Origin of the sequence: Streptomyces sp. Root431 (genome assembly GCF_001426585.1) — a bacterium.
GTDB classification, from domain to species: domain Bacteria; phylum Actinomycetota; class Actinomycetes; order Streptomycetales; family Streptomycetaceae; genus Streptomyces; species Streptomyces stackebrandtii.
In genome coordinates, this window is the sequence record NZ_LMEI01000004.1 from 1 (window position 1) to 24,671 (window position 24,671).

The 24,671-nt window shown below is 73.2% G+C and carries 17 protein-coding genes and 1 pseudogene; 8 read left to right on the forward strand and 10 right to left on the reverse strand.

All coding sequences use genetic code 11. The features are described 5' to 3' along the window. From ASC82_RS04330 to ASC82_RS04340, 3 genes and pseudogenes are all read left to right on the forward strand, one after another. A partial coding sequence (locus ASC82_RS04330; protein ID WP_199862460.1) for a methionine adenosyltransferase domain-containing protein occupies window positions 1-268 on the forward strand: 268 nt, incomplete at its 5' end. 1 nt (window position 269) lies between these two features. Continuing rightward, window positions 270-1,253, forward strand: a complete 984-nt coding sequence (locus tag ASC82_RS04335) for a carbohydrate kinase family protein (RefSeq protein WP_056641822.1) — start codon at window positions 270-272, stop codon at window positions 1,251-1,253. A gap of 143 nt (window positions 1,254-1,396) precedes the next feature. Beyond that, window positions 1,397-1,561: pseudogene (locus ASC82_RS04340) on the forward strand (methylmalonyl-CoA mutase family protein); the annotation flags it as partial. A gap of 212 nt (window positions 1,562-1,773) precedes the next feature. Here ASC82_RS04340 and ASC82_RS04345 read toward each other — a convergent pair. Both ASC82_RS04345 and ASC82_RS04350 read right to left on the reverse strand, forming a co-directional pair. After that, window positions 1,774-4,560: a LuxR family transcriptional regulator gene (locus ASC82_RS04345; RefSeq protein WP_079039034.1), complete on the reverse strand. Its 2,787-nt coding sequence runs from the start codon at window positions 4,558-4,560 to the stop codon at window positions 1,774-1,776. Between the two features lie 135 nt (window positions 4,561-4,695). Then, a complete protein-coding gene (locus ASC82_RS04350; protein WP_056641832.1) occupies window positions 4,696-5,943 on the reverse strand; it encodes a cytochrome P450 in 1,248 nt (415 codons plus the stop codon). Window positions 5,944-6,305: 362 nt separating this feature from the next. Here ASC82_RS04350 and ASC82_RS04355 point away from each other — a divergent pair, with 362 nt between their 5' ends. The 5 genes from ASC82_RS04355 to ASC82_RS04375 all read left to right on the forward strand — a co-directional run bounded on the left by ASC82_RS04355 (window position 6,306) and on the right by ASC82_RS04375 (window position 12,390). Next, window positions 6,306-7,532 (forward strand): dTDP-4-dehydro-6-deoxyglucose aminotransferase, encoded by a 1,227-nt coding sequence (locus ASC82_RS04355; RefSeq protein ID WP_056641834.1) that lies wholly within the window; start codon window positions 6,306-6,308, stop codon window positions 7,530-7,532. A 55-nt stretch (window positions 7,533-7,587) separates the two neighbouring features. Next, window positions 7,588-9,045: a dTDP-4-amino-4,6-dideoxy-D-glucose ammonia-lyase gene (gene desII / locus ASC82_RS04360; protein WP_056641836.1), complete on the forward strand. Its 1,458-nt coding sequence runs from the start codon at window positions 7,588-7,590 to the stop codon at window positions 9,043-9,045. Window positions 9,046-9,216: 171 nt separating this feature from the next. Continuing rightward, complete coding sequence (rfbA, locus tag ASC82_RS04365) at window positions 9,217-10,095, forward strand: glucose-1-phosphate thymidylyltransferase RfbA (RefSeq protein WP_056641840.1); 879 nt, start codon at window positions 9,217-9,219, stop codon at window positions 10,093-10,095. Window positions 10,096-10,231: 136 nt separating this feature from the next. Continuing rightward, on the forward strand, window positions 10,232-11,245 hold the full coding sequence (gene rfbB / locus ASC82_RS04370) for a dTDP-glucose 4,6-dehydratase (RefSeq protein WP_056641842.1): 1,014 nt from the start codon (window positions 10,232-10,234) through the stop codon (window positions 11,243-11,245). Beyond that, window positions 11,242-12,390 carry a DegT/DnrJ/EryC1/StrS family aminotransferase gene (locus ASC82_RS04375; protein ID WP_056641845.1) on the forward strand — a complete coding sequence of 383 codons (1,149 nt, stop codon included), beginning with the start codon at window positions 11,242-11,244 and terminating at the stop codon, window positions 12,388-12,390. The genes rfbB and ASC82_RS04375 overlap by 4 nt, the downstream gene beginning before the upstream one ends. A gap of 78 nt (window positions 12,391-12,468) precedes the next feature. Here ASC82_RS04375 and ASC82_RS04380 read toward each other — a convergent pair whose 3' ends face one another. The 8 genes from ASC82_RS04380 to ASC82_RS04415 all read right to left on the reverse strand — a co-directional run. Beyond that, window positions 12,469-14,955 (reverse strand): glycoside hydrolase family 3 C-terminal domain-containing protein, encoded by a 2,487-nt coding sequence (locus tag ASC82_RS04380; protein ID WP_242427545.1) that lies wholly within the window; start codon window positions 14,953-14,955, stop codon window positions 12,469-12,471. A gap of 116 nt (window positions 14,956-15,071) precedes the next feature. Continuing rightward, window positions 15,072-15,788 (reverse strand): class I SAM-dependent methyltransferase, encoded by a 717-nt coding sequence (locus ASC82_RS04385; RefSeq protein WP_056641847.1) that lies wholly within the window; start codon window positions 15,786-15,788, stop codon window positions 15,072-15,074. A 56-nt stretch (window positions 15,789-15,844) separates the two neighbouring features. Beyond that, complete coding sequence (locus ASC82_RS04390) at window positions 15,845-17,125, reverse strand: activator-dependent family glycosyltransferase (RefSeq protein ID WP_056641850.1); 1,281 nt, start codon at window positions 17,123-17,125, stop codon at window positions 15,845-15,847. Window positions 17,126-17,202: 77 nt separating this feature from the next. Next, a complete protein-coding gene (locus ASC82_RS04395; protein WP_079039035.1) occupies window positions 17,203-18,471 on the reverse strand; it encodes a P450-derived glycosyltransferase activator in 1,269 nt (422 codons plus the stop codon). After that, complete coding sequence (locus tag ASC82_RS04400; RefSeq protein ID WP_199862462.1) at window positions 18,453-19,298, reverse strand: alpha/beta fold hydrolase; 846 nt, start codon at window positions 19,296-19,298, stop codon at window positions 18,453-18,455. The genes ASC82_RS04395 and ASC82_RS04400 overlap by 19 nt, the downstream gene beginning before the upstream one ends. Next, a complete protein-coding gene (locus ASC82_RS29840) occupies window positions 19,295-20,503 on the reverse strand; it encodes an alpha/beta fold hydrolase (RefSeq protein WP_056641854.1) in 1,209 nt (402 codons plus the stop codon). Before ASC82_RS29840 ends, ASC82_RS04400 begins: the two co-directional genes overlap by 4 nt. Then, a complete protein-coding gene (locus tag ASC82_RS04410; protein ID WP_347336067.1) occupies window positions 20,407-23,292 on the reverse strand; it encodes a type I polyketide synthase in 2,886 nt (961 codons plus the stop codon). Before ASC82_RS04410 ends, ASC82_RS29840 begins: the two co-directional genes overlap by 97 nt. 66 nt (window positions 23,293-23,358) lie before the next feature. Further along, window positions 23,359-24,671, reverse strand: a 1,313-nt coding sequence (locus tag ASC82_RS04415; protein ID WP_157863432.1) for a beta-ketoacyl reductase, incomplete at its 5' end; no start/stop codon positions are given.

Genomic DNA, 24,671 nt, shown 5'->3' on the forward strand with positions numbered 1-24,671 from the left:
CCAGGTCGCCTACGCGATCGGCAAGGCCGAGCCCGTCGGTCTCTTCGTCGAGACCTTCGGCACCAACACCGTCGAGACCGAGAAGATCGAGAACGCCATCGGCGAGGTCTTCGACCTGCGCCCGGCCGCGATCATCCGCGACCTCGACCTGCTCCGCCCGATCTACTCCCGGACCGCCGCCTACGGCCACTTCGGCCGCGAGCTGCCGGACTTCACCTGGGAGCGCACCGACCGCGTGGACGCCCTGAAGAAGGCCGCGGGGATCTGACATGCGGATAGCCGTCACCGGGTCGATCGCCACCGACCACCTGATGACCTTCCCGGGTCGCTTCGCCGAGCAGATCCTGCCGGACCAGCTCGCCCACGTGTCCCTCTCCTTCCTCGTCGACACCCTCGACATCCGGCACGGCGGCGTCGCGGCCAACATCGCGTACGGCCTCGGCCTGCTCGGCCGCCGCCCCGTCCTCGTCGGCGCCGTCGGCAAGGACTTCGACGGGTACGGCGAGCTGCTCCGCACCGCGGGCGTCGACACCGGCGCCGTACGGGTGTCGGAGCGGCAGCACACCGCCCGCTTCATGTGCACCACCGACGAGGACGGCAACCAGCTCGCCTCGTTCTACGCGGGAGCGATGGCCGAGGCGCGCGACATCGACCTGGGCGAGACGGTCGGGCGGCCCGGCGGGCCGGACCTGGTCCTCATCGGTGCGGACGACCCGGAGGCGATGGTGCGCCACACGCGGGTCTGCCGCGAGCTGGGCGTCCGCCGCGCGGCCGACCCCTCGCAGCAGCTCGCGCGGCTGGAGGGCGACAGCGTCCGGGAGCTCGTCGACGGGGCCGAACTGCTCTTCACGAACGCGTACGAGCGGGCACTGCTGCTGAGCAAGACCGGCTGGACCGAGGCGGAGGTGCTCGACCGGGTCGGGACGTGGATCACCACGCTCGGCGCCAAGGGGTGCCGCATCGACACGGCCGGCCGGCCGGGCATCGAGAGCGCGGCCGTCCCCGCGACGGACGCCGCCGACCCCACCGGCGGCGGCGACGCCTTCCGCGCGGGCTTCCTCGCGGCGCTGGCCTCCGGCCTCGAGGTCGTCGACGCGGCCCGGGCGGGCGCGGCCATGGCCACCTTCGCCCTGGAGTCGGTCGGTCCGCAGACGTACGGGGTCACGCGGGAGGGGCTCCATGAGCGGCTGGTCGCCACGTACGGCCCCGAGGCCGCGGTGATCACCCCCGCCCTCTTCGACGGGGCCCTGTGAGGGAGCCGACGGAGGCGGGCCGGACGACGCAGTCCGGCCCGCCCGTCGGCTACGCCGAGCCGCCGTCCGGGGCCGTCCTGTACGGCGGGTCCGGTGCCGGGGTCGTCCTGTACGGCGAGTCCGGCTCCGGCGCCGGGGCCGTCGTGTGCGCGGAGTCCGCGGACGCCGGGTCCGGGCACACCGGATCCGCGTACGCCGGGTCCGGGACCGCCCGGGAGTCCAACGCCCGCTACAAGCGGCTGATCGCCGACGGCACGCCGGGGCTCACGGTCGCCTTCGACCTGCCGACCCGGATGGGCCGCGACTCGCGCTGACCGGCACGATCCGCAACGACGTGGCGGAGGAGTGCGCGGCGCGAAGGAGGCCCTCGCGGCCGGCGCCACCGTGGGAGAGGTCTGCGACGCGCTCCGCGCGGCGTGGGGCCCGGACGCTCCGCAGGCAACGCCGCTCGGCGCCGTGTGATCCGGGCGCCCCCGGGGAGGCAGGGCGGTGAACGGCCGCCCGGCGTCCCCGGGGCGCCTCACGCGGTGACGGACTTGTCCTGGGCGAGGCTGACGGGGAGGTCCGCCCTGCGGGTCACGTTCAGCTTCCGGTACACGCGCGTCAGGTGCTGCTCGACCGTGCTCGCGGTGACGCAGAGCCGGCGCGCTATCTGACGATTCGTCAATCCCCGGGCGGCGAGGGCCGCGACGCGCCGCTCCGCCTCCGACAGCAGGCCGACGTCCGGCCCGCCCGGCAGTTCCAGGTCGGGGCTCACGGCCTTCGCCCGGCGGCCGCCACGGCCCGGCACGATCTCCTCGGCCAGCGGGTACGCGCCGCAGGCCCACGCCATGTCGCCGGCGAGCCGCGCGGTCATCCGGGCCCGGTAGTTGTCCCCCTGCGCCTGCTGGTGACGGCTCATCCCGGCCAGCGCCCGCGCGTGCTCCAGCCGGTCCCCGCTGTCGTGCAGCATGTCGACCGCCTCGGCGTGCAGCCGCTCCGCCTGCTGGCCGTCCGCGGCCGCCGCGAGCACCCGCAGGGTGAGGCCGCGCGTACGGGACCGACCGGGCCGCACCAGGGCGAGCTGCGCCTCGGCCAGCGCCCTGGCCTTCTGGCGGTTGCCGAGCCGCAGATAGACCTCGGCGGCCGAGGTCCGCCACGGCACGATCGACGGCTGGTCGAGGTTCCAGCTGCCCAGGATCTCCCCGCAGAGCATGAACTCGCCGAGCGCCGCGTGCAGCCGTCCCGTCGCCAGCCAGTAACGGCCCCGGGCGTGCATGTACTCCATGCCGTGCCGCGAGTCGAACATCGCGTCCGGCACCGGCTGCCGCAGGACCCGCTCCGCCTGCTCGTACTCGCCGGCCTCCGTGCAGGCGAGGAGCAGCGCGGACAGGGGCACGCCCACCGCGAGGCCCCAGCTCTCCGGCGCCGCGTGCGAGAGCGCCAGCTCGGCCCGCTCCCGGGCCGTCGGGAGGTCCCCGCAGCGGACCGCGATCATCGCCCGGGTCGCGGCGAAGACCGCCTCCCAGCCGAGCGAGCGGCGCTCCGAGGCCTCGGCGAGCAGCGCGTCCGACCAGAACAGCGCCCGGTCGAGCCGGTCGGCGTGGACGAGCACGAGCAGGGCCGTCTCCAGCGCCTCGTACGTGTCCTCCGACAGGCGGCAGCCCTGCAGTATCTGCTCGGCCTGTGCGACCGAGGCGTTGTCCGGGCCCCGCTGGAAGACGCCCGCCTGGGCCTGGAGCGCGGTCGTCCGGGGCGCGAGCCGCACCGGGACGGGACCCCGCTCCGGCTCGGGCGCATCCGGGAGCGACTCCAGGAGCGGAGGGCACAGCGCCGCCAGCCACATGCGGGTCAGCGACAGTTCCAGGTTCTCGCTGTCGGTGCCGGGCCGCAGCCGGGACAGCGCGTCGGCGGCCTCGGGCAGCCGCCCGTACCAGACGAGGCAGCGGATCAGTGCCATGACCGGGTGGCTGGGCGGCAGTTCGCCGCCCAGGAGCCGGTCGAAGAGCGCGAGCGCCCGGGTCGTCATGTGCGGGTTCATCCGCCAGGACGCCGCGACCAGGTGCGGGGCGAGGCGGGCCAGCTGCGTGTTGTCGGTGCTGGAGCGCACGGCGAATTCGAGGATCCGGAACGCGTCGTCGAGACGGTCGTCGAACAGGGCCTGCTGCGCGCCCCGTTCGAGCAGCGGCAGCGCCCAGGGGGCGTCCGGGGCGCCGCCGACGAGGAGGTGACGGGCGACGGTGTCCTCGTCGGCGCCGTCGCGGTGCAGCTGCTCGGCGGCGCGCCGGTGCAGTTCGGTGCGGTCCGCGGCCGGCAGGTCCTGGAGGGCGGCCTCGCGTATCGCGGGATGCCCGAGCGTGCCGTCCTCGCCGAGGAGGCCGATCGCGCCGAGCTCCAGGAGGTGGCGCTCGACGGCGGTGGCCGTCGCGCCGGTGAGCCGCTCCACCAGGAGCGGATCGGCCTGTTCGAGGACGGCGAGCCAGCGGGCCGTCTCCAGGGTGCCCTCGGTGCTGCGGTGCAGACAGTCGAGGACGGCCTGGGCGAAGGCGTCGCCGTGCACGGGGTCGTCGCCGCCGGCCCCGCCGAGGGTGGTGCGGGCCGCCTGCCGGTCCTGGGTCAGCGCCCGGAGGAGCAGCGGGTTCCCGCCGGTCGCCGCGTGGTACGCGGGAGCTCGCCGCTCGGCCGCCTCGGGGCCGTAGTGGTGGGCGAGGAACCGGCGTACACCGCTCGGGGGCAGACCGGCCAGCCACATGCTGCGGCAATGCGGCTGGCGGAGCAGCTCGGCGCGGAACACCCGGTACCCGGCGCGCTGCGAGGCGCGCTCGGTGAGGACGAAGCCGATGCCCCCCTGGTCGGGGTGGGCGGCACAGTGCAGGATGAACCTCAGGGACGCGGTGTCGGCGTGGGTCAGGTCGTCGACGGCGATGAGGAACGGGGTGCCGCGGGCGACGGACAGCAGCCAGTCGTGCAGCCGGTGCGTCTCGTCGACGCGGAGCGGCGCGTCGGCGGGAGAGGTCAGGTTCCCGGCCCTTCGCGAAGCCCCGTCGACCAGGTCGCGGACGGTGGACGTGTCGGCACCGTGCTGCTCGGCGCTGCGCAGCAACTGGCAGAGCACGCCCAGCGGGACGTCGCGGTCGCCCGGCAGCGCCCGGACCGTCCACACGGGCGTCCCCCGCTCGGCCGCCAGGCGGCGGAGCGACCGCAGCAGCTCCGTCTTCCCGCTGCCGGCCGGCCCGGAGACGAGTAAGAGCGTCCCGTCGCCTGCGGCGGATGCGTCAAGAACGGCACCCAGATGGGCTATCTCCCCGTCGCGTTCCACCAGATTCATCGCGGAAGTCCCCCTCGTCCGGGCACCGAACTTTTCGGCCGCCCGCCGATCACTCTAACCAGCTCCTGTTACGGCGAAAGGGCACCGAACCGGGCGCCGGGCGTGCGACCGCCCGGCCTCGGGGGACGCGCGGGTTCAGCCGGTGCGCCCGCCCGCTTCGCGCCCTCGGCGCCAGCGGACCGGCAGGGCCTTGAGCCCGCGGATCATCGGGTTCGGGTACCAGACGAGCTCGCCGGGGGAGACGTCCAGGGCGAGGTCCGGGCAGCGTTCGAGGAGGGCGCGGACGGCGATCCGGGCCTCCATCCGGGCCAGTGGGGCGCCCAGGCAGAAGTGGATGCCGTGGCCGAACGCGAGGTGCCCGCTCGTGTCCCGGCGGATGTCGAAGCGGTGCGGGTCGGGGAAGCGCTCCGGCGTGCGGTGGGCGTCGGCGAGGACGACGAGGACCTTGTCGCCGGCCGGAATGACCGTTCCGTCCAGGTCGACGGGTTCGACCGGGAAACGGTAGGTCGCCGATTCCACCGGTCCTTCGTAGCGCAGCATCTCTTCCACGGCACCGTCCAAGAGCGTCATGTCGGCGCGCAGGGCGGACAGCTGGTCGGGGTGCGAGAGGAGCGCGTACATGCCGTTGGTGATCAGATTGACCGTCGTCTCATGGCCCGCGACCAGCAGGATGTGCGCCATCCCGAGCAGCTCCTCGGGGGTCAGCCGCGAGCCGTCCTCGTCGCTGGTCCGCACGAGCGCGCTGAGCAGGTCCTCGCCCTGCACGCCGCGCTTGGAGTCGATCAGCCGGGACAGGTAGCGGCTCATCTCGGCCATCGCCGTCTGGGCCTCGGCGGGGTCGTCGGGGAAGACGAAGGCGTCGGTCCAGACGCGGAAGGCCGCGCGCTCCGGCTCGGGCACGCCGAGGAGTTCGGAGATCACGGTGATCGGCAGCGGCCAGGCCAGGGCCTCCATCAGGTCGGCGCGCCCGTCGGGGGCCGCCAGCATGGCGTCCATGAGGCCGTCGACGATCTCCTGGACGCGGGGGCGCAGCAACTCGACGCGACGCATGGTGAACTCACGGGCCACCAGCTTGCGCAGCCGGGTGTGCCGCGGCGGGTCGGACTCCAGCATGTTCTGGTTGACCTGGGTCTCCGCCTCGGTCAGCACCGTCGAGGAGTTGCGCCAGTCCTTGCTGAACCGAGGGTCGGTGAGGACCGCCCGCGCCTGCTCGTAGCCGACGACCAGCCACACCTCGTCCCCGTCGGGGGTGCGCACCCGATGGGCCGGGCCTTCGGCGCGGAGTCTGGCGTACGTCGGATAGGGGTCGGCCGCGAAGTCCTTCCCCAGGGCGGCCAGATCGAGTACCGGGGGCGACGCCGTCGTGCCCTCGTGGGTGCGCACGGAGAACTCCTGACTGGGAACCGGAAGCGGAACGGAAACGGGAAGAGGAACGGGACTTCTCGCGCGTACTCTTCCGCGGAGCGCGCCCCGGTCCTCCCGACGGCTCCGCTGATTCCCGGATCCTGTCAAGCATCATCACATTCGGACCGCCGATGGAATACCCCGGAAGCAGATGTGATCCGAAGCACATCCTCGGTGTGGCAATGTGCTCTTGTCGGTCCGTTGCGCGCGGATTAGAGTCCCCCCGAAATCGACCACCACAATCGACCATCTCGTCGTACGTCACGGTGGAGCGCGGCGACCTCGTTCGGGATTCCCGGATCGGCGAATCATTTCGTGACGGTGGCCCGGAGGGAACATCCGTGAAAAGCGCCTTATCCGACCTCGCATTCTTCGGCGGCCCCGCCGCTTTCGACCAGCCGCTCCTCGTGGGGCGGCCCAACCGCATCGACCGCGCCAAGCTCTACGAGCGGCTCGACCGGGCCCTCGACGGCCAGTGGCTGTCCAACGGCGGTCCGCTCGTCCGCGAGTTCGAGGAGCGCGTCGCCGACCTCGCCGGCGTCCGGCACGCCGTGGCCGTCTGCAACGCCACCGCCGGGCTCCAGCTCCTGGCCCACGCCGCCGGCCTGACCGGCGAAGTGATCATGCCGTCGATGACGTTCGCCGCCACCCCGCACGCGATGCGCTGGATCGGCCTCACCCCGGTCTTCGTCGACATCGACCCGGACACCGGCAACCTCGACCCGGAGCAGGTCGCCGCCGCCGTCACCCCCCGCACCTCCGCCGTCGTCGGCGTCCACCTGTGGGGCCGCCCCTGCGCCGCCGACCAGCTGCGGAAGGTCGCCGACGAGCACGGCCTGCGGCTGTTCTTCGACGCCGCCCACGCCCTCGGCTGCGCGATCGACGGCCGGCCCGCGGGCAGCCTCGGCGACGCCGAGGTCTTCAGCTTCCACGCCACCAAGGCCGTCAACGCCTTCGAGGGCGGGGCCATCGTCACCGGCGACGCCGACCTCGCCGACCGGATGCGCGCCCTCCACAACTTCGGCTTCGGCCTGCCCGGCGGCAGCCCCGCCGGCGGCACGAACGCCAAGATGAGCGAGGCCAACGCCGCCATGGGCCTCACCTCCCTCGACGCGTTCCCCGAGGTCATCGCCAGGAACCGGGCCAACCACGCCGCCTACCGCACGCAGCTGGAAGGCATCCCCGGCGTCCTCGTCGCCGACCACGACCGGCACGGCGTCAACAACCACCAGTACGTGATCGTCGAGATCGACGAGGAGATCACCGGCATCCACCGCGACCTGGTGATGGACGTCCTGAAGGCCGAAGGGATCCACACCCGCGCCTACTTCTCCCCGGGCTGCCACCAGCTGGAGCCGTACCGCGGGCAGCCGCACGCCCCGCTGCCGCACACCGAACGCCTCGCCGAGCGCGTGCTCTCCCTGCCGACCGGCACCGCCGTCGACGAGGACGACATCCGCCGCGTCGGCGACGTGCTGCGGTTCTGCGCGACCCGGGGCCACGAGCTGACCGCGCGCCACCGCGACCCGGCGGACGCCGCCGTCGCCCCCCGGGCGGCCAGGCCGTGAAGCCCGCCGTCGCCCCCCGGACCACCACGCCCACGCCCACGATTGGACGCTCCTGATGACCGCCCCTGCCCCCGCCGCCACCGCCCCGGCCGAACGCTGCGCGCACCCCGGAGCCGACCTGGGGGCGGCGGCCCACGCCGTCGGCCAGACCCTCGTCGCCGGCGGCCTCGTCCCGTCCGACGAGGCCGGAACCACCGCCCGGCACCTCGTCCGGCTCGCCGTCCGCTACGGCAACAGCCCCTTCACCCCGCTCGAAGAGGCCCGCCGGGACCTGGGCGTCGACCGGGACGCCTTCCGCCGCCTCCTCGCCCTGTTCGGGCAGCTGCCGGAGCTCCGCGTCGCCGTCGAGACCGGCCCCGCGGGGGCGTACTGGAAGAACACCCTGCTGCCCCTGGAGCAGCGCGGCGTCTTCGACGCGGCCCTCGCCGGCAAGCCCGTCTTCCCGTACAGCGTCGGCCTCTACCCCGGCCCGACCTGCATGTTCCGCTGCCACTTCTGCGTCCGCGTGACCGGTGCCCGCTACGACCCGTCCGCCCTCGACTCCGGCAACGCGATGTTCCGCTCGGTCATCGACGAGATCCCCACGGGCAACCCGTTCGCCCTGTACTTCTCCGGCGGCCTGGAGCCCCTCACCAACCCCGGCCTCGGCACCCTGGCCGCGCACGCCGTCCAGCACGGCCTGCGGCCCACCGTCTACACGAACTCCTTCGCGCTCACCGAGCGCACCCTGGAGCGCCAGCCCGGCCTGTGGGACCTGCACGCCGTCCGCACCTCGCTCTACGGCCTCAACGACGAGGAGTACGAGCAGACCACCGGCAAGAAGGCCGCCCACACCCGCGTCCGCGAGAACCTGCGCCGCTTCCAGAAGGCACGGGCCGAACGCGAGTCGCCGATCAACCTCGGCTTCGCCTACATCGTGCTCCCGGGCCGCGCCTCGCGCCTGCTCGACCTTGTCGACTTCATCGCCGACCTCAACGAGGCAGGTCAGGGCCGGACGATCGACTTCGTCAACATCCGCGAGGACTACAGCGGCCGCGACGACGGCAAGCTGCCCCAGCAGGAGCGGGCCGAGCTCCAGGAGGCCCTCGCCGCCTTCGAAGCGCGGGTCAACGAGCGCACCCCCGGCCTCCACATCGACTACGGCTACGCCCTGAACAGCCTGCGGGCCGGCGCCGACGCCGAACTCCTGCGGATCAAGCCCGAAACCATGCGGCCCACCGCGCACCCGCAGGTCGCCGTGCAGGTCGACCTCCTCGGCGACGTGTACCTGTACCGCGAGGCCGGCTTCCCCGACCTGGACGGCGCCACCCGGTACATCGCGGGCCGCGTGACCCCCGACACCTCCCTCACCGAGGTCGTCAGGGACTTCGTCGAGCGCCGCGGCCAGGTGGAGGCCCGCGACGGCGACGAGTACTTCATGGACGGCTTCGACCAGGTCGTCACCGCCCGCCTGAACCAGCTGGAGCGGGACGCGGCGGACGGCTGGGAAGACGTCCGCGGCTTCCTGCGCTGATCCCCACCCGCACGCTCTCCCCTTCCGAGGGCCCGGCCGTCCGGCCGGGCCCTCGGCGTTTTCCCCACCCCCCGAAGGAGGAGACGGCACTCCCCCTGCACAGCCCCTAGCGCCCCCCTATCTAGGTACCGCCAACCGTTATTGCCGACGCTCTCCTGCTAGCTTCCGGGAATGAAGGGAATAGTCCTGGCCGGCGGGAGCGGAACTCGACTGCATCCGGCGACCTCGGTGATTTCGAAACAGATTCTTCCGGTCTACAACAAACCGATGATCTACTATCCGCTGTCGGTTCTCATGCTCGGCGGTATTCGCGAGATACAAATCATCTCCACCCCCCAGCACATCGAACTCTTCCAGTCGCTGCTCGGAGACGGCAGCCATCTGGGAATCGAACTCGACTATGCGGTCCAGAAAGAGCCCGCGGGAATCGCGGACGCACTTCTCGTCGGCGCCGGCCACATCGGCGACGACAGCTGCGCCCTGATCCTGGGCGACAACATCTTCCACGGGCCCGGCCTCTACACGCTCCTGCGGGACAGCATCGCGCGGCTCGACGGCTGCGTGCTCTTCGGCTACCCCGTCAAGGACCCCGAGCGGTACGGCGTCGCCGAGGTGGACGCCGAGGGCCGGCTGACCGGCCTCGTCGAGAAGCCGGAGAAGCCGCGCTCCAACCTCGCCGTCACCGGCCTCTACCTCTACGACAACGACGTCGTCGACATCGCCAAGAACATCCGGCCCTCGGCCCGCGGCGAGCTGGAGATCACCGACGTCAACCGCGTCTACATGGAGCGCGGCCGGGCCGAACTCGTCGACCTGGGCCGCGGCTTCGCCTGGCTGGACACCGGCACCCACGACTCGCTCCTCCGGGCCGCCCAGTACGTCCAGGTCCTGGAGGAGCGGCAGGGCGTCTGGATCGCCGGCCTTGAGGAGATCGCCTTCCGGATGGGCTTCATCGACGCCGAGGCCTGTCACGGCCTGGGGGAACGCCTCTCCCGCACCGAGTACGGCACGTACCTGATGGAGATCGCCGGCCGCGAGGGAACCCCGTGAGGGGAACGACCCCTCGCGGCCTTCGCGTGCCCGCGACCGACCGCGTGACCCACAGCGCCACCGTCAGCTCCGTCAGCTCCGTCAGCTCCGACAGCACCGACAGCGCGACCCACCGCGCGACCGAAAGGAAGACACCGTGCGGCTTCTGGTGACCGGAGGTGCGGGCTTCATCGGCTCGCACTTCGTGCGGCAACTCCTCGCCGGGGCGTACCCCGACGTACCCGCCGACGAGGTGATCGTCCTGGACAGCCTCACCTACGCGGGCAACCGCGCCAACCTGGCCCCCGTGGACGGCGACCCGCGGCTGCGCTTCGTCCACGGCGACATCCGCGACGCCGGCCTCCTCGCCCGCGAGCTGCCCGGCGTGGACGCCATCGTCCACTTCGCGGCCGAGAGCCACGTGGACCGCTCCATCGCGGGCGCGTCCGTCTTCACCGAGACCAACGTGCAGGGCACCCAGACCCTCCTCCAGTGCGCCGTCGACGCCGGTGTCGGCCGGGTCGTGCACGTCTCCACCGACGAGGTGTACGGGTCGATCGACTCCGGCTCCTGGACCGAGAGCAGCCCGCTGGAGCCCAACTCCCCCTACGCCGCGTCGAAGGCCGGCTCCGACCTCGTCGCCCGCGCCTACCACCGCACGTACGGCCTCGACGTCCGCATCACCCGCTGCTGCAACAACTACGGGCCCTACCAGCACCCCGAGAAGCTGATCCCCCTCTTCGTGACCAACCTCCTCGACGGAGGGACCCTGCCGCTGTACGGCGACGGTGCGAACGTCCGCGAGTGGGTGCACACCGACGACCACTGCCGCGGCATCGCGCTCGTCCTCGCGGGCGGCCGGGCCGGCGAGATCTACCACATCGGCGGCGGCCTGGAGCTGACCAACCGCGAACTCACCGGCATCCTCCTGGACTCGCTCGGCGCCGACTGGTCGTCCGTCCGCAAGGTCGCCGACCGCAAGGGCCACGACCTCCGCTACTCCCTCGACGGCGGGAAGATCGAGCGCGAGCTCGGCTACCGGCCGCAGGTCGCGTTCGCCGACGGCCTCGCGCGCACCGTGCGCTGGTACCGCGAGAACCGCGACTGGTGGGAGCCCCTGAAGACCCCCGCCCCCGAGCTGCCCGCCGCGACCGCGGGGGTGCCCGCGTGACCACCCGCGTACCCACCCCCCGCGTCCCCTTCCTCGACCTCAAGGCCGCCTACGACGAGCTGCGCGCCGAGACCGACGCCGCGATCGCCCGCGTCCTCGACTCCGGCCGCTACCTCCTCGGACCCGAACTGGAAGGCTTCGAGAACGAGTTCGCCGCCTACTGCGAGACGGACCACGCCGTCGGCGTGAACAGCGGCATGGACGCCCTCCAGCTCGCGCTCCGCGGCCTCGGCATCGGACCCGGCGACGAGGTGATCGTCCCCTCGCACACGTACATCGCCAGCTGGCTCGCCGTGACCGCGACCGGCGCGACACCCGTGCCCGTGGAGCCGCGCGAGGACCACCCCACCCTGGACCCGCTGCTCGTCGAGAAGGCGATCACCCCCCGCACCAAGGCGCTCCTCCCCGTCCACCTCTACGGACACCCGGCCGACATGGACGCCCTCCGCGACCTGGCGGCCCGGCACGACCTGCACATCGTGGAGGACGCCGCGCAGGCGCACGGCGCCCGCTACCGGGGCCGGCGCATCGGCTCCGGATCGTCCGTGGCCGCCTTCAGCTTCTACCCGGGCAAAAACCTCGGCTGCTTCGGCGACGGCGGCGCCGTCGTCACCGGCGACCCCGAGCTCGCCGAACGGCTGCGGATGCTCCGCAACTACGGCTCCCGGCAGAAGTACAGCCACGAGATGAAGGGCACCAACTCCCGGCTGGACGAGATGCAGGCGGCCGTCCTGCGGATCCGCCTCGCCCACCTCGACGCCTGGAACGGCCGCAGGTCGGCGCTGGCCGCCGAGTACCTCTCCGGGCTCGCCGGACTCCCCGGCATCGCCCTGCCGGTCACCGCACCCGACACCGACCCCGTCTGGCACCTCTTCACCGTGCGCACCGAGCGCCGCGACGAGCTGCGGGACCACCTCGACGCCCGCGGCATCGACACGCTCACGCACTATCCGGTGCCGGTCCACCTCTCCGCCGCCTACGCGGGCGACGCCCTGCCCGCCGGCCCCCTGCCGGAGGGCTCGCTGCCCCGCGCCGAGAGCTTCGCACGGCAGGTCCTCAGTCTGCCGATCGGCCCGCACCTGGAGCGCGCACAGGCGCTGCGGGTCGTCGAGGCCGTGCGCGAATGGGCCGTGAACGCCGGCTGATCCGGCCGTACACAGCCCGAAAAGGCGGTGCCCGCCACCCTCCCGGGTGGCGGGCACCGCCGTCTTCACGGCGTCACGTCACCAGACGTTGACCGTCGCACTGCCGCGCAGGTCGGCGGAGGACGAACCGGTCTGCAGAAGACGGTTGCCCGTCCCCGTCTTCCAGCAGTCCGCCGCGGCGTCCCAGAACTGCAGCTGACGGCGGTCGACGTTGATCGTCACCGTCTTCGACTCGCCCGCGGCGAGCGACACCTTCGTGTAGCCCACGAGCTTCTTCTTCGCCTGCGGGGCCGTCACGTTCGGGCTGGCACCGAGGTACGCCTGGACGACCTCCTGGCCCGCGCGCTGCCCGCTGTTGCGGACCGTGACCGTGACCTTCAGGCCGCCCGTGGTCGTCCGCACGACGGTCGGGGCGCTCTGCGTGAACGAGGTGTACGACAGGCCGTGCCCGAACGGGAACAGCGGCTTGACGTTCTCCTTGTCGAACCAGCGGTACCCGACGTGGATGCCCTCGGTGTACTGCTGCTGGTTGTCGACGCCCGGGTAGCGGTTCGGGTCGCCTGCGACGGCGTGCTGGTTCTCGGCGGCCGGGAAGCTCTGCGTGAGCTTGCCGCTCGGGTTGACGTCACCGTAGAGCAGCGAGGCGGTGGCCTCGGCACCCGCCTGGCCCGGGTACCACATGTCCAGGACCGCACGGGTCTTGGACAGCCACGGCATCAGCACCGACGAACCGGTGTTGAGGACCACGATCGTGTTCGGGTTGGCGTCGGCGACCGCCGAGATCAGCTTGTCCTGCGTACCCGGCAGCGACAGGTTCGGACGGTCGACGCCCTCGGTGCCGTCGTCGTAGGCGAACACGATGGCCGTACGGGCCTTCTTCGCCGACTCCACGGCCTTCGCGATCGTCGCGTCGGCCGCCTGCGGCGTCACCCAGCCCAGCTCCAGGGAGAGCGGGGTGGCGCTCATCGCGAAGCCCGAGATGGTGAGCTTGTGCGTGCCCTTGGTGAGCTTGAGGAGCGGGCTGCTCACCTTGCCGTAGACCTGGCCGGCCTCGATGGTGTGGCTGCCGAGCTGCACCGTGGCGTAACCACCGGTGGCGCGGACCGCGATCCGGTACTCGCCGTCGGCGGGCACGGTCAGCGTGCCGTCGTACAGCGCCCCGGCCTGACCCGGCTGGAGCTGCACGCCCTGGTTGAACGCCGGGCTGAGGTTCGCCGCCGGGATCTGCGTCCCGAAGGTCTCCTCACCCGTCTCGTACGTCACCGTCGCACCGGCGCCCGCGCGGGCCTTGATGGTGTCGAGCGGAGCCGCCGCCGAGTCCGGGACGACGTGGGCGCTGCCCAGGCCGGTGACCTTGGGGTCGACGGCCGTCGGGCCGATGACCGCGATGCTCTTGCCGGCGTCACCGGCGAGCGGCAGGGCCTGGCCCTCGTTGCGCAGGAGCACCGCGCCGTTCTCGGCGACCTTGCGGGAGACCGCCTGGGCGCCCGCCTTGTCGCGCTCGGGCCGCGGCGCCGGGGTGGCGAGGAGCAGACCGAACTTGTCCATCTGGTTGACGATGCGCTCCGCCGACTGCGTCACGGCCGACTCGGGGATCGTGCCGTTCAGGACGGCCGTCTTCAGCGCGTCGCCGAAGAACTTGGCCGGCGGCGAGGGCTCGCCCGGCGGGATGTCGCCGGGAAGCTCGACGCCCATCTCCTGGTCGAGGCCCTTGGTGATGGCGTCGGTGCCCGGGGTGGCGAGCCAGTCGGACATCACCCAGCCCTGGAAGCCCCACTGCGTGCGCAGCACGTTGTTGAGGAGCTCGTCGTTGCCGCAGGACGGCTTCCCGTTGAGGCCGTTGTAGGCACACATGAAGGAGGCCGCGCCGGCCTTGGAGGACGCCTCGAACGCCGGGAACTCGATCTCGCGGAGCGTCTGCTCGTCGACCGTGGCGTTCACGCTGAAGCGGTTGTTCTCCTGGTTGTTGGCCGCGAAGTGCTTGGCCGTGGTCATCAGACCCGCACCCTGGATGCCCTTGATCTGGGCGACCGCGGTGCGCGAGGAGACCAGGGGGTCCTCGCTGAAGGTCTCGTAGTTCCGGCCGCCGTGCGGCACCCGGATGTTGTTCATCATCGGGCCCAGGACCATGTCCTGGCCCAGCGCGCGACCGTCGCGGCCCATGACCTTGCCGTAGCTGTCGGCCATGGTGTCGTCGAAGGTGCTGGCCAGGGCGACCGGCGCGGGCAGCGCGGTGGCCGTCTTGCCCACCAGGCGGATGCCGTTCGGGCCGTCGGCGGCACGCAGCTCCGGGATGCCGAGACGCGGCACGCCCGGGAGGTAGCCGACGTTCTGACGGTCGGGGTCCAACGCCCAGTGGACGAAGCTGATCTTCTCGTCCAGCGTCATCTGGGCGACGAGCTCCGCCGCCCGGGTCGTGTACTGGACGTTCGCCGCCCCGGCGGTGCCGGGGGCGGCCGCCGCGACGGTGGTGCCCGCGAGGAGAGTGCCGACGACGGCCAGGGTGAAGGCCCTGGGGCTCGTACGGCCGCGCCTGACACGCGGTATTCGAGACTTACCTGTCACTGTTCGTTTCTCTCTCTGTACTTGGTGCACCCGGGGGTTCGTCCCGGGGAGTCTGTGGGGGGTCGGCTCTGGTCCAGGACCTAGGGCCTGTCCGGCCCTGATCCGCCGGACAGGCCCTAGGCGGGCACGCCGACGAAGAGGCCGCGGCCCGACGGCCCGCCCTCCAGGTACTCGACGCGCAGCCCGGCGGCCGTGAACGCGGCCTCGTACTGGGCCTGGTGGAAGAGCGTGATGAGGTGGACGTCGGAGAAGTGCCGCACGCCCTTGCCCGGGTCGGCCACCGTGAAGTGGACCTCCATGCGCGTCGCGTCGCCCTCCCGCACCGAGTGCGAGACGCGGGCCACGGTGCGCCCGTCCCGGCGGACGACGTCCGCGCTCACCCAGCCGTCGGCGAAGGTCTCCGGGAACCACCACGGCTCGACGACGACGACGCCGCCGGGCTCCAGGTGCTCCGCGAACGAGGCGACGGCCGCGTCGAGTTCGTCGGTCGTACGCAGGTAGCCGACCGAGCTGAACATGCTGACGACGGCGGAGAACCTACGGCCGAGCCGGAAGTCCCGCATGTCGCCCTGGTGGAGCGTGGCGTCGGGCAGCCGCGTGCGGGCGTGGTTCAGCATGTCCTCGGACAGCTCCAGGCCGGCCGTGTCGCCGAACTCCTTGGTGAAGTGCTCCAGGTGCGTGCCCGTGCCACAGGCCACGTCGAGGAGCGAGGACGCCTCGGGCGTACGGGAGCGCACCAGGTCGGCGATGTCGGAGGCCTCGGCGGCGTAGTCCTTGCCGCGACCGAGATAGAACAGGTCGTAGACGTCGGCGTGGTCGACTTCGTAGGACACGGAACTCCTGCTTTCGGTGGGCCGGGGGCGTGCCCCGGACGGGTCGGAGGGACGGCTCAGGGACGGGCGTCGGCCGGCGGGCGGCGGTGCTGGGCGGCCAGCCGCTCCAGCTCGGGGACGATTCCCGCGGGGGTGGGGTCGCGATACGTCTCGTCGCGCAGCCGGTGCGCGGCGGTCGTGACCGAGGGGTCGTCGAGGATGCGGACGACGGCGTCCCGGACGGCCTGCGGGGTGAGCTCGGCCGGCGGCAGGAAGAACCCCGCCCCCTGCTCCGCGACCGCCCGCGCCTTGACCGGGGCGTCCCACAGCTCGGCGAGCATGACCTGCGGCACCGCGTTGATCACGGCCGTCGCGTAGGTGCCCGCACCGCCGTGGTGGATGATCGCCGAGCAGCTCGGCAGCAGCGCGTGCATCGGCACGAAGTCCGTGAACCGCGTGTGCTTCGGGTAGTTGCGGATCTCGGCGCGCTGACTCGCGTCGAGCGTGGCGATCAGCTCGATGTCGAGGTCGGCGAGCGCCTCCAGGATGTCGCCCTGGGAGACGCCGTCACCGCCGAGGACCTCACGCGCGGAGACGCCGAGGGTGAGGCACACCCGGGGCCGCGCCGGCGGCTCGCTCAGCCAGTCCGGCACGACCGACGTGCCGTTGTACGGAACGTAGCGCATGCCGACGGTCGGCAGACCGGTGTCGAGCCGCAGGCTCGGCGGCGTCGGGTCGACGGTGAACTGACCGGTGATCAGCTCCTCCTCGAAGGAGGCGCCGTACCGGTCGAGCGTCCACGTCAGCCACTCCGCGGTGGGGTCCTCCCGGTGCTCGGGCGGCTGCCGGTCCCGCAGCGCGACGAACTTCCGGCGGGCGCTGCCCATCACGTCCGGCCCCCACAGGACCCGGGCGTGCGCGGCGCCGGTGACCTGCGCGGCGACGGCGCCCGCGTAGGTCGTCGGCTCCCACAGGACCAGGTCCGGCTGCCAGGAACGGGCGAAGTCGACCAGGTCGTCGACCATCGAGTCGTTGTTGGCGAGCAGGTAGAAGTACGGGGCGAGGATCGCCTCGATGCCGAGGGCGTGGTCCCAGTCCAGCGGCTCCGTACGGGCCTCGTCGAAGGCGATCGCCGGGTGGTTCGGCCGCGGCTCGCCCGCCATCCGCACCCGGTACTCGTGGATGAGGTGGTCGGTGCCGACGGGCACTGCGGCGAGCCCGGACCCGGTGATGGTGTCCGTGAGCGCGGGCTGGCTGGCGACCCGCACCTCGTGGCCGGCGGCGAGCAGGGCCCAGGCCAGGGGCACGAGGCCGTAGTAGTGCGTGTGATGTGCGAACGAGGTCAGCAGGACGCGCATGGCGTCGTTGTCCTTCCTGCCGGTGGAGGGGCGGGGCGGGGTGGGGCGGGCGCGGGGGACCGCGCCCGCCCGGTGTCTCAGGCGCTCACCGGGACGCTCAGCGGCCCGCGGCCGACGGGAGCGCGACGGGGGTGGAGCACGGGCCCGGCCTGCCGCAGCCCCGGGAAGCGGCCCGCCAGGGTCCGCAGCGCGACCTCCGCCTGCAGCCTGACCAGGGACGCCACCGGGCCGTACGGACCTGCGGGGTGCAGCGCGAGGTGCGCGGCGGCGTCGGGGCGCGCGAGGTCGAAGCGCTCCGGGTCCGCGAAGACCTCCGGGTCCCGGCCGGCCGCGGCGGTGAGGACGACGACATGGGCGCCGACCGGCAGCCGCCGGCCCGCCAACTCGGTCTCCGTACGCACCACCCGGGCGTCCAGCTGCACGGGCGGGTCGTAGCGGAGGGTCTCCTCCACCGCGGCCGGCGCGAGCCCGGGCCGCTCGCACAGCTCCTTCCACTGCCCGGGGTGGGCGAGGAGGGCCAGCACGGCGTTGCCGGTGAGCCGGACGGCGGCGGAGACCCCGAGCGCCGACAGCAGAGCGCCGTCCGGCCGGAGTGACCCGGCCGGGGCATCGGCAGCGGCGTCGGCCGAGGAGTCGGCAGCGGAGTCGGCGAGCAGGACCGTGAGCGCGGCCAGCGCGTCGTCGGCCGCCCGTACCGTCCGCAGTGACTGCGGGGCCAGCAGGCTGTCCGACAGCGGCCGGAGCTGCTCCACGAGCGCGCCGAACTCCGCCCGCCGGTCCGAGGGGACACCCAGCACGGCGGCCGTCGCGGCCGTCACCGCCGGACGGACGAACCCGCCCACCAGCTCGAACGCGTACGACGCCGACGGGTCCGGAACCAGGCCCTCCAGGGTCTCCCGGTGAACCCGCTCCACCACCGCACGGTCACCGGACTCCGCCGCCCCGCGCGCCGCCGGCAGCCCCCGCTCGTGCTCCAACGGGCAGCCCTCCCCGTACGAGAGGACCTGCTGCGCCACGGGCCCGCCGTCCGCGCCGGACACCCCGAAGTCCGCGGACGACAGGACGCTCGCCGCCAGGGCGTGCCCGGAGACGACCCAGCTGCCCGTCGGACTGAAGGACAGCGGACCGCGGGCCCGCAGCCGCTCGTACTCGGGATACGGGTCGTCCGACTGGCCGCGCAGCACGGCCGCGTACGGGTCGCCGTTCGCGGCGTGGATCCAGTGGATGCCGCGGGTCTCCAGGAGGTGGGTGCCGAGTTCGCGATCGGCCACCGCGCGGACGGTACGGCCCAGCGGGGGCTGCGTGAGCGCCCCCGTCAGGTCGTCGCTCACCGTGGGTTCTGCCATCTCTTCGCCGCTCCTTCGATAAGACTGGTCGGGGGCTGCACGACACGCGGATCGGGTGCGCAGCGGGTGACGAGCAGGTGGTCGGAGATGTCGTTGCAGATCTCGTGCCACTGGTCGTTGAGGTAGAAGTGGCCGCCCGAGTAGGCGCGCAGGCAGAACGGCCCGTTGGTGTGCCGACGCCACTCGGCCACCTCGTTCAGCGGCGCCTTCGGATCCCGGTCGCCGGCCAGGGCCATCACCGGGCAGGCGAGCTTGGCGGACGGCCGGTGCTCGTACGTCTCCGCGGCCTTGTAGTCGCTGCGCAGCGCGGGCAGCACCATCCGCATCAGCTCGTCGTCCTGGAGGAACCGGTCGTCGGTGCCGCTCAGGCGCCGGATCTCGGCCAGGAAGGCCCGGTCGTCCAGCTGGTGGACGAGCCCGGCCGGCGCGAGCGACGGCGCGCGCCGCCCGGAGACGTACAGGCCCTCGGGCTTCACCCCGTGCCGCTGCTCCAGGATCCGGGCCGCCTCGTAGGCGACGGAGGCTCCGAGGCTGTGCCCGAAGAAGGCGAGACCGCCCTCCTGCCACCAGCGTTCCGTCGCCGCGACCACGTGCTCGGCGAGCTCCTCGACGCTCTCCAGGCACGGCTCCGCGCGCCGGTCCTGCCGCCCCGGGTACTGCACCGACAACGCTTCGACGGAGGGGTGCAGCTCCTCGGAGAAACGGAAGAAGTAGCTGGCGGAACCGCCCGCGTGCGGCAGGCAGACCAGCCGCACCGTGCTGTGCGGCGACGGGTGGAAACGCCGGATCCACAGGCTGCTGTCCACGTTCAGGGATCTGTCGCTCACTGGTCCGCCCCCTGCGCCGTGCCCCGCTCGACGGCGTCGAGCCAGGAGATGACGGCGTCGGCGACGGCGGGCGCGTGGTCCCGCATCATCGTGAAGTGATCGCCGGGCACGTCCACGACGGTGTGCGGAAGGTCCCAGTGGGCACGCCAGTCACCGCGCTCCTCCGACCACTCGCCCAGCGGCTCGGAGGCACGCACGAGGAGGACGGGCGCGCTGCTGCGACCCGGCCGCGCGTCGGCGAGGAACCGGGCGTACCGGCCCATGGCCAGCAGCCGCGAGTCGGCCATCGGCTCCAGCTCGCCGGCGAACAGACCCTCGCCGAGCTGCCTGCTCCACGCCTCGACGGGCTCCTGATGGCCCGGCGGATAGGGGTCGACCAGGACGATCCCGGCGGGCGGGGCGCCATGGGCCCGGTCCAGGCGGAAGGCGAGCTCGTGGGCGAGCAGGGCGCCGCCGGAGTGCCCGACCAGGACCACCGGGGCGTCCCCGGCGGCCCGGAGGAGCGCCAGGGCCTGGGCGTCGAGCGCGGTGTCGAGGTCGGCGGGGAGGAGCGCGGTGCCGGTACCCGTACCGGTGCCGTAGCCGGGCAGCGGCAGGGCGAGGAAGTCCCGCTCCTCCTGGAAGGAGGCGCTGAGCCGCAGGAACTCCTGCGGGCCGCCGTTCGCCGCGGTGCCGGTGCAGCCGACGAGCAGGGTACGGCCGCCCGCTCGGTCCGCCGGCGCGCCGGCGAGCAGCACCGGGTCGAGCCGCTCCGCACAATCCTCGGGCGTGGCGAACTGCGGTCGGAACGACGAGGCTTCGGCGAGGACGCCGAGGAACTCGGAGTACCGGCCGTCTTCCACGGCCTGCCGGAACAGGGCGCGGAACATGCCGCCGTCTGCGCCGGGGGTGGCGCCGGGGGAGCGGCGCGGGGCGGTGGTGGACTGGGGGGTGGTCGGGGCGGTGGGTCGCTCTTCCGTACGGGGTTCGGCGACGGCCCAGCCCCGCTCGGCCAGCTCGCCGCTGACGCGGTCGGCCAGCGCGGCGGGCGTGGGGTGCTCGAAGACGGCGGTGGCGGGGAGCTGGAGCCCGGCCAGCCGGTTGATGCGGTTACGGAGCTCGACGGCCGTCAGCGAGTCGAAGCCGAGCTCCCGCAGGGGCCGGTCGGCGGGGAGCTCGTCGGGCGTGTCGTGCCCGAGCGCGGCGGCCGCCTGCCGCAGCACCATGGCGAGGACGACGCCGCGCCGCCCTTCCTCGTCGAGATCGGCGACGTCGAGACCCCACGCCGGTCCGGCCTCGGCCTCGGTCTCGCTCTCGGGAGCGGTGTGCGTGGGCGCTTCACCGGGGGCCGAGGGGTTGATCCAGTAGGGGCGGTGCTGGAAGGCGTAGGTGGGGAGGTCGGCGTGGGTGGTCGAGGAAGGGAGGTGGGAAGTCCAGTCGACGGGGAGGCCGTTGGCCCAGGCTTCGGCCAGGGAGGTGATGAGCCGGGTCTGTCCGCCCTGGTCGCGGCGGAGGGTGCCGAGTCCGGTGACGGTCTCGGGGAGGGCCATGGTGAGGACGGGGTGGGCGCTGACTTCGATGAAGTGGGTGAAGCCTTCGTCGGGCGGAGGTTGCGGTACCAGTAGGCGCCGTCCAGAGCCGCCTCGGTGATCCAGGAGCCTTCGAGCGTGGAGAAGAACGGGACCCGCGGAGCCTGCGGGGTCAGCCCGGCGAGGACCTTGGCGAGGTCTTCCTCGATGATCTCGACGTGGGCGCTGTGGGAGGCGTAGTCGACGGGGATGATCCGCGCGCGGACGCCGTCGGCCTCGCAGGCGTCGGCGAGTTCCTGGATCTGGGCGGGATCGCCGGCGACGACGGTGACGGTCGGGCCGTTGACGGCCGCGACCGACAGGCTGTCGAGGTTCTCGATCCGCTGCTGGGTGGCCTCCTCGCTGAGAGCGAGGGAGATCATGCCGCCCTTGCCGGCGAGGTGCGCGGCGATGGACTGGCTGCGCAGAGCCACGACGCGGGCGGCGTCGTCGAGGGTCAGGGCCCCGGCGACGTAGGCGGCGGCGATCTCGCCCTGGGAGTGGCCGATGACGGCCTGCGGCGTCACGCCGTAGTGCTGCCACACGCGGGCGAGGGAGACCATGACGGCGAAGGTGACGGGCTGGACGACGTCGACCCGCTCCAGTGAGGGCGCACCCGGCGTCTGCCGGACGACGGCCTCAAGGGACCAGTCGACGTACGGGGAGAGTGCGGTCTCGCACTCGGCCATGGCTTCCGCGAACTCCTTCGATACGTCGAGGAGTTCGGCTCCCATCCCGGCCCACTGCGTGCCCTGGCCCGGGAACACGAAGGCCACCCGTCCGAGGTCGGACGCCGTGCCGCGTACCAGCCCCTCCGGCATCCGCAGGGCGTCCCGCAAAGCCTCCCGGCTGTCGCCGACCGCGACCGCGCGGTACTCCATCGCCGTGCGCCCGTCGAGCAGCGTACGAGCCGCCACGGCCGGACCCAGGTCCGTACGGCTGTCCGCGTACGCGGCGAGCCGTCCGATCTGGGCGTCGAGCGCGGCGGGGGTCTTCGCGGAGACGAGCCACGGCACGACACCGGCCGGGGACTCGACGGCCCGCGCCGCCTCGGTGGTCGGGGCCTCCTCAAGGACCACGTGCGCGTTCGTGCCGCCGACGCCGAACGCCGAGACGCCCGCCCGCCGCGGGCGGCCCGGCTGCGCCGGCCAGTCCACGGCCTCGGTGAGCAGCTCGACCTCGCCCGCCGTCCAGTCGACCTGGTCCGTCGGCTCGTCCACGTGCAGCGTCTTCGGCAGCACGCCGTGGCGCATCGCCTGCACCATCTTGATGACGCCCGCGAGCCCCGAAGCGGCCTGCGTGTGGCCGATGTTGGACTTCACCGTGCCCAGGCGCAGCGGCTGTCCCGGCGAACGCCCCTGCCCGTACGTGGCGAGCAGAGCCTGTGCCTCGATCGGGTCGCCGAGCCGGGTCCCCGTGCCGTGGCCCTCCACGACGTCCACGTCCCGCGACGTGAGCCGCGCGTCGGCGAGGGCCTGCCGGATCAGCCGCTGCTGCGAGGGGCCGTGCGGGGCCGTGAGCCCGTTGCTCGCACCGTCCTGGTTGATGGCGCTGCCGCGCACCACGGCCAGCACCCGGTGTCCCTTGCGCCGCGCGTCGGAGAGGCGCTCGACCAGGAGCACGGCGACGCCCTCGCCCCAGGCGAGGCCGTCCGCCGCCGAGGCGAACCCCTTGGTCCGGCCGTCCGCGGCCATGGCCTGCTGCCGGCTGAACTCGATGAACGCCCCCGGCGTCGCGAGGACCGCCACACCGCCTACGAGGGCCGTCGAGCAGTCGCCGTTCCGCAGGCCCTTCAGGGCCAGGTGCAGGGCGACGAGCGAGGAGGAGCAGGCCGTGTCCACGGTCACGGCGGGCCCCTCAAGACCGAGGGAGTACGCGATGCGCCCCGAGGCCACGGCGGAGGAGTTGCCGGTGACGACGTAGCCGCCGGTGCCCTCGGGCGCGACCCGGATGTCCGGCGCGTAGTCCTGGTAGCCGCAGCCCACGTACACGCCGACGTCCGTGCCGCGCACCGACGCGGGGTCGATGCCGGCCCGCTCGAAGACCTCCCAGGAGGCTTCGAGGAGCTGCCGCTGCTGCGGGTCCATGGCGAGGGCCTCGCGGGGCGAGATCCCGAAGAACCCCGCGTCGAAGCCGGCGGCGTCGTCGAGGAACGCGGCGTTGCGGACGTACGTCGTGCCCTTCCGCCCGGGCTCCGGGTCGTAGAGGGATTCGATGTCCCAGCCGCGTTCCTCGGGCACGTCGGAGACGAGGTCCTTGCCCGCGGCGACGGCGTCCCAGAGGTCCTCGGGGGACCCGATACCGCCGGCGAAGCGACAGCTCATGCCGACGATCGCCATGGGCTCCTGCCGACGGTCGTCCTGGCGGCGGCTCTCTTTGCGGAGTTCTTCGTTCTCCTTGAGAGAGGCGCGCAGAGCGTCCACCAACTGCTCGTTGGAACTCGTCATCTGGGTGTGGTCTTCCGCTCGTGGATGGGGTTGTGGGTGTGTGGGGGGCGTGTGACCGGACCGCGGTCAGGTGGTGCGGGGGCCCAGAGCCATACGGATCAGGGCCTCGGCGTCGAGGTCGTCGATCGAAGCCGCCGGCTCCGCCTCCGGCTCTCCGTCGGCACCGGCGGTGTCGCCGGCCGGGCCGCCGGGCGCCGGCTCGGGCTCGATGCCCGTGAGGCGCAGGACGGCGTCGAGGAGACCCGCGTCGCGCAGCCGGTCGAGGGGCAGCTCGGACAGCGCCCGGCGCACCCTCCCCTCCCAGTCGGTGGGGGCGGGGTCCGCCGGTGCGACGTACTCCTGGTGGAGGTACGCGGCGAGCGCGGTGGGCGTCGGGTGGTCGAAGACCGTGGTGGCGGGGAGCTTGGCGCCGACCGCCGCCGAGAGCTGGTTGCGCAGCTGCACGGCCGTGAGCGAGTCGAAGCCGAGCTCGGTGAAGGCGCGGCCCGGGGCCACCCGGTCGGGGGAGGGGTGGCCGAGTACGGCCGCCGCGTGGGTGCGGACGAGCGTGAGGAGCGCGGGCAGGCGCTCCGGCTCGGGGAGCGCGGTGATCGCGGCCAGCGCCGACGACTGCCCGGACGCCGAGGAGGCGTCGCCGGGGGCCGCGGCGCCGGCGGCGAGCGCCTGCCGCGCCTCCGGGACGCCGTCGATCAGGAGGCTGGGACGGGAGACCGTGAACGCGGGCGCGAACCTCTCCCAGTCCACGTCGGCGACGGCGACGAAGGTCTCGTCGTGGCACACGGCCTTGGCCAGCTCGTCCAGGGCGCGGTCCGGGCTCATCGGGCGGATGCCGCGCCGCTGCCAGTACGCGTCGTCGGCGCCCCGGCCCATGCCGTCGCCCGCCCAGAGGCCCCAGGCGACCGAGGTCGCGGTCTCGCCGCGGGCCCGGCGCCTGGCGGCGAGCGCGTCGAGGTGGGCGTTGGCCGCCGCGTAGACGCCCTGGCCGCCGCTGCCCCACACCCCGGCGTTGGAGGAGTAGAGGACGAAGGCGTCCAGCGGAGTGCCCTGCAGCAGCTCGTCGAGGACCTGGGCGCCGCTGGTCTTCGCCCCCAGGATGCGGGCGATGTCCTCGGGGCCGGTGGCGTCCAGCGGGTCGCCGCCCGGCGCGCCGGCGGTGTGGAGGACGGCGGTGAGGGGGGTGTCGGCGGGGATGGTGTCGAGGAGGGTGCGCATGGCGTCGGGGTCGGCGACGTCAGCGGCGGCGAAGGTGACGCGCGCCCCGAGCGTGCGGAGCTCTTCGGCGAGTTGGGTGGCTCCGGGGGCTTGGTCGCCGCTGCGGCTGACGAGGAGGAGGTGTTCGGCGCCGTGTTCTGCCATCCATCGGGCTGCGTGGGTGCCGA

Coding starts and splice junctions, on each gene's coding strand:
- ASC82_RS04390 (WP_056641850.1), bottom strand. CDS start 17,125: ATGCGCGTCCTGCTGACCTCGTTCGCACATCACACGCACTACTACGGC.
- ASC82_RS04345 (WP_079039034.1), bottom strand. CDS start 4,560: ATGAATCTGGTGGAACGCGACGGGGAGATAGCCCATCTGGGTGCCGTT.
- ASC82_RS04395 (WP_079039035.1), bottom strand. CDS start 18,471: ATGGCAGAACCCACGGTGAGCGACGACCTGACGGGGGCGCTCACGCAG.
- rfbA (WP_056641840.1), top strand. CDS start 9,217: ATGAAGGGAATAGTCCTGGCCGGCGGGAGCGGAACTCGACTGCATCCG.
- desII (WP_056641836.1), top strand. CDS start 7,588: ATGACCGCCCCTGCCCCCGCCGCCACCGCCCCGGCCGAACGCTGCGCG.
- ASC82_RS04410 (WP_347336067.1), bottom strand. CDS start 23,292: ATGACGAGTTCCAACGAGCAGTTGGTGGACGCTCTGCGCGCCTCTCTC.
- ASC82_RS04335 (WP_056641822.1), top strand. CDS start 270: ATGCGGATAGCCGTCACCGGGTCGATCGCCACCGACCACCTGATGACC.
- ASC82_RS29840 (WP_056641854.1), bottom strand. CDS start 20,503: ATGGTGCTGCGGCAGGCGGCCGCCGCGCTCGGGCACGACACGCCCGAC.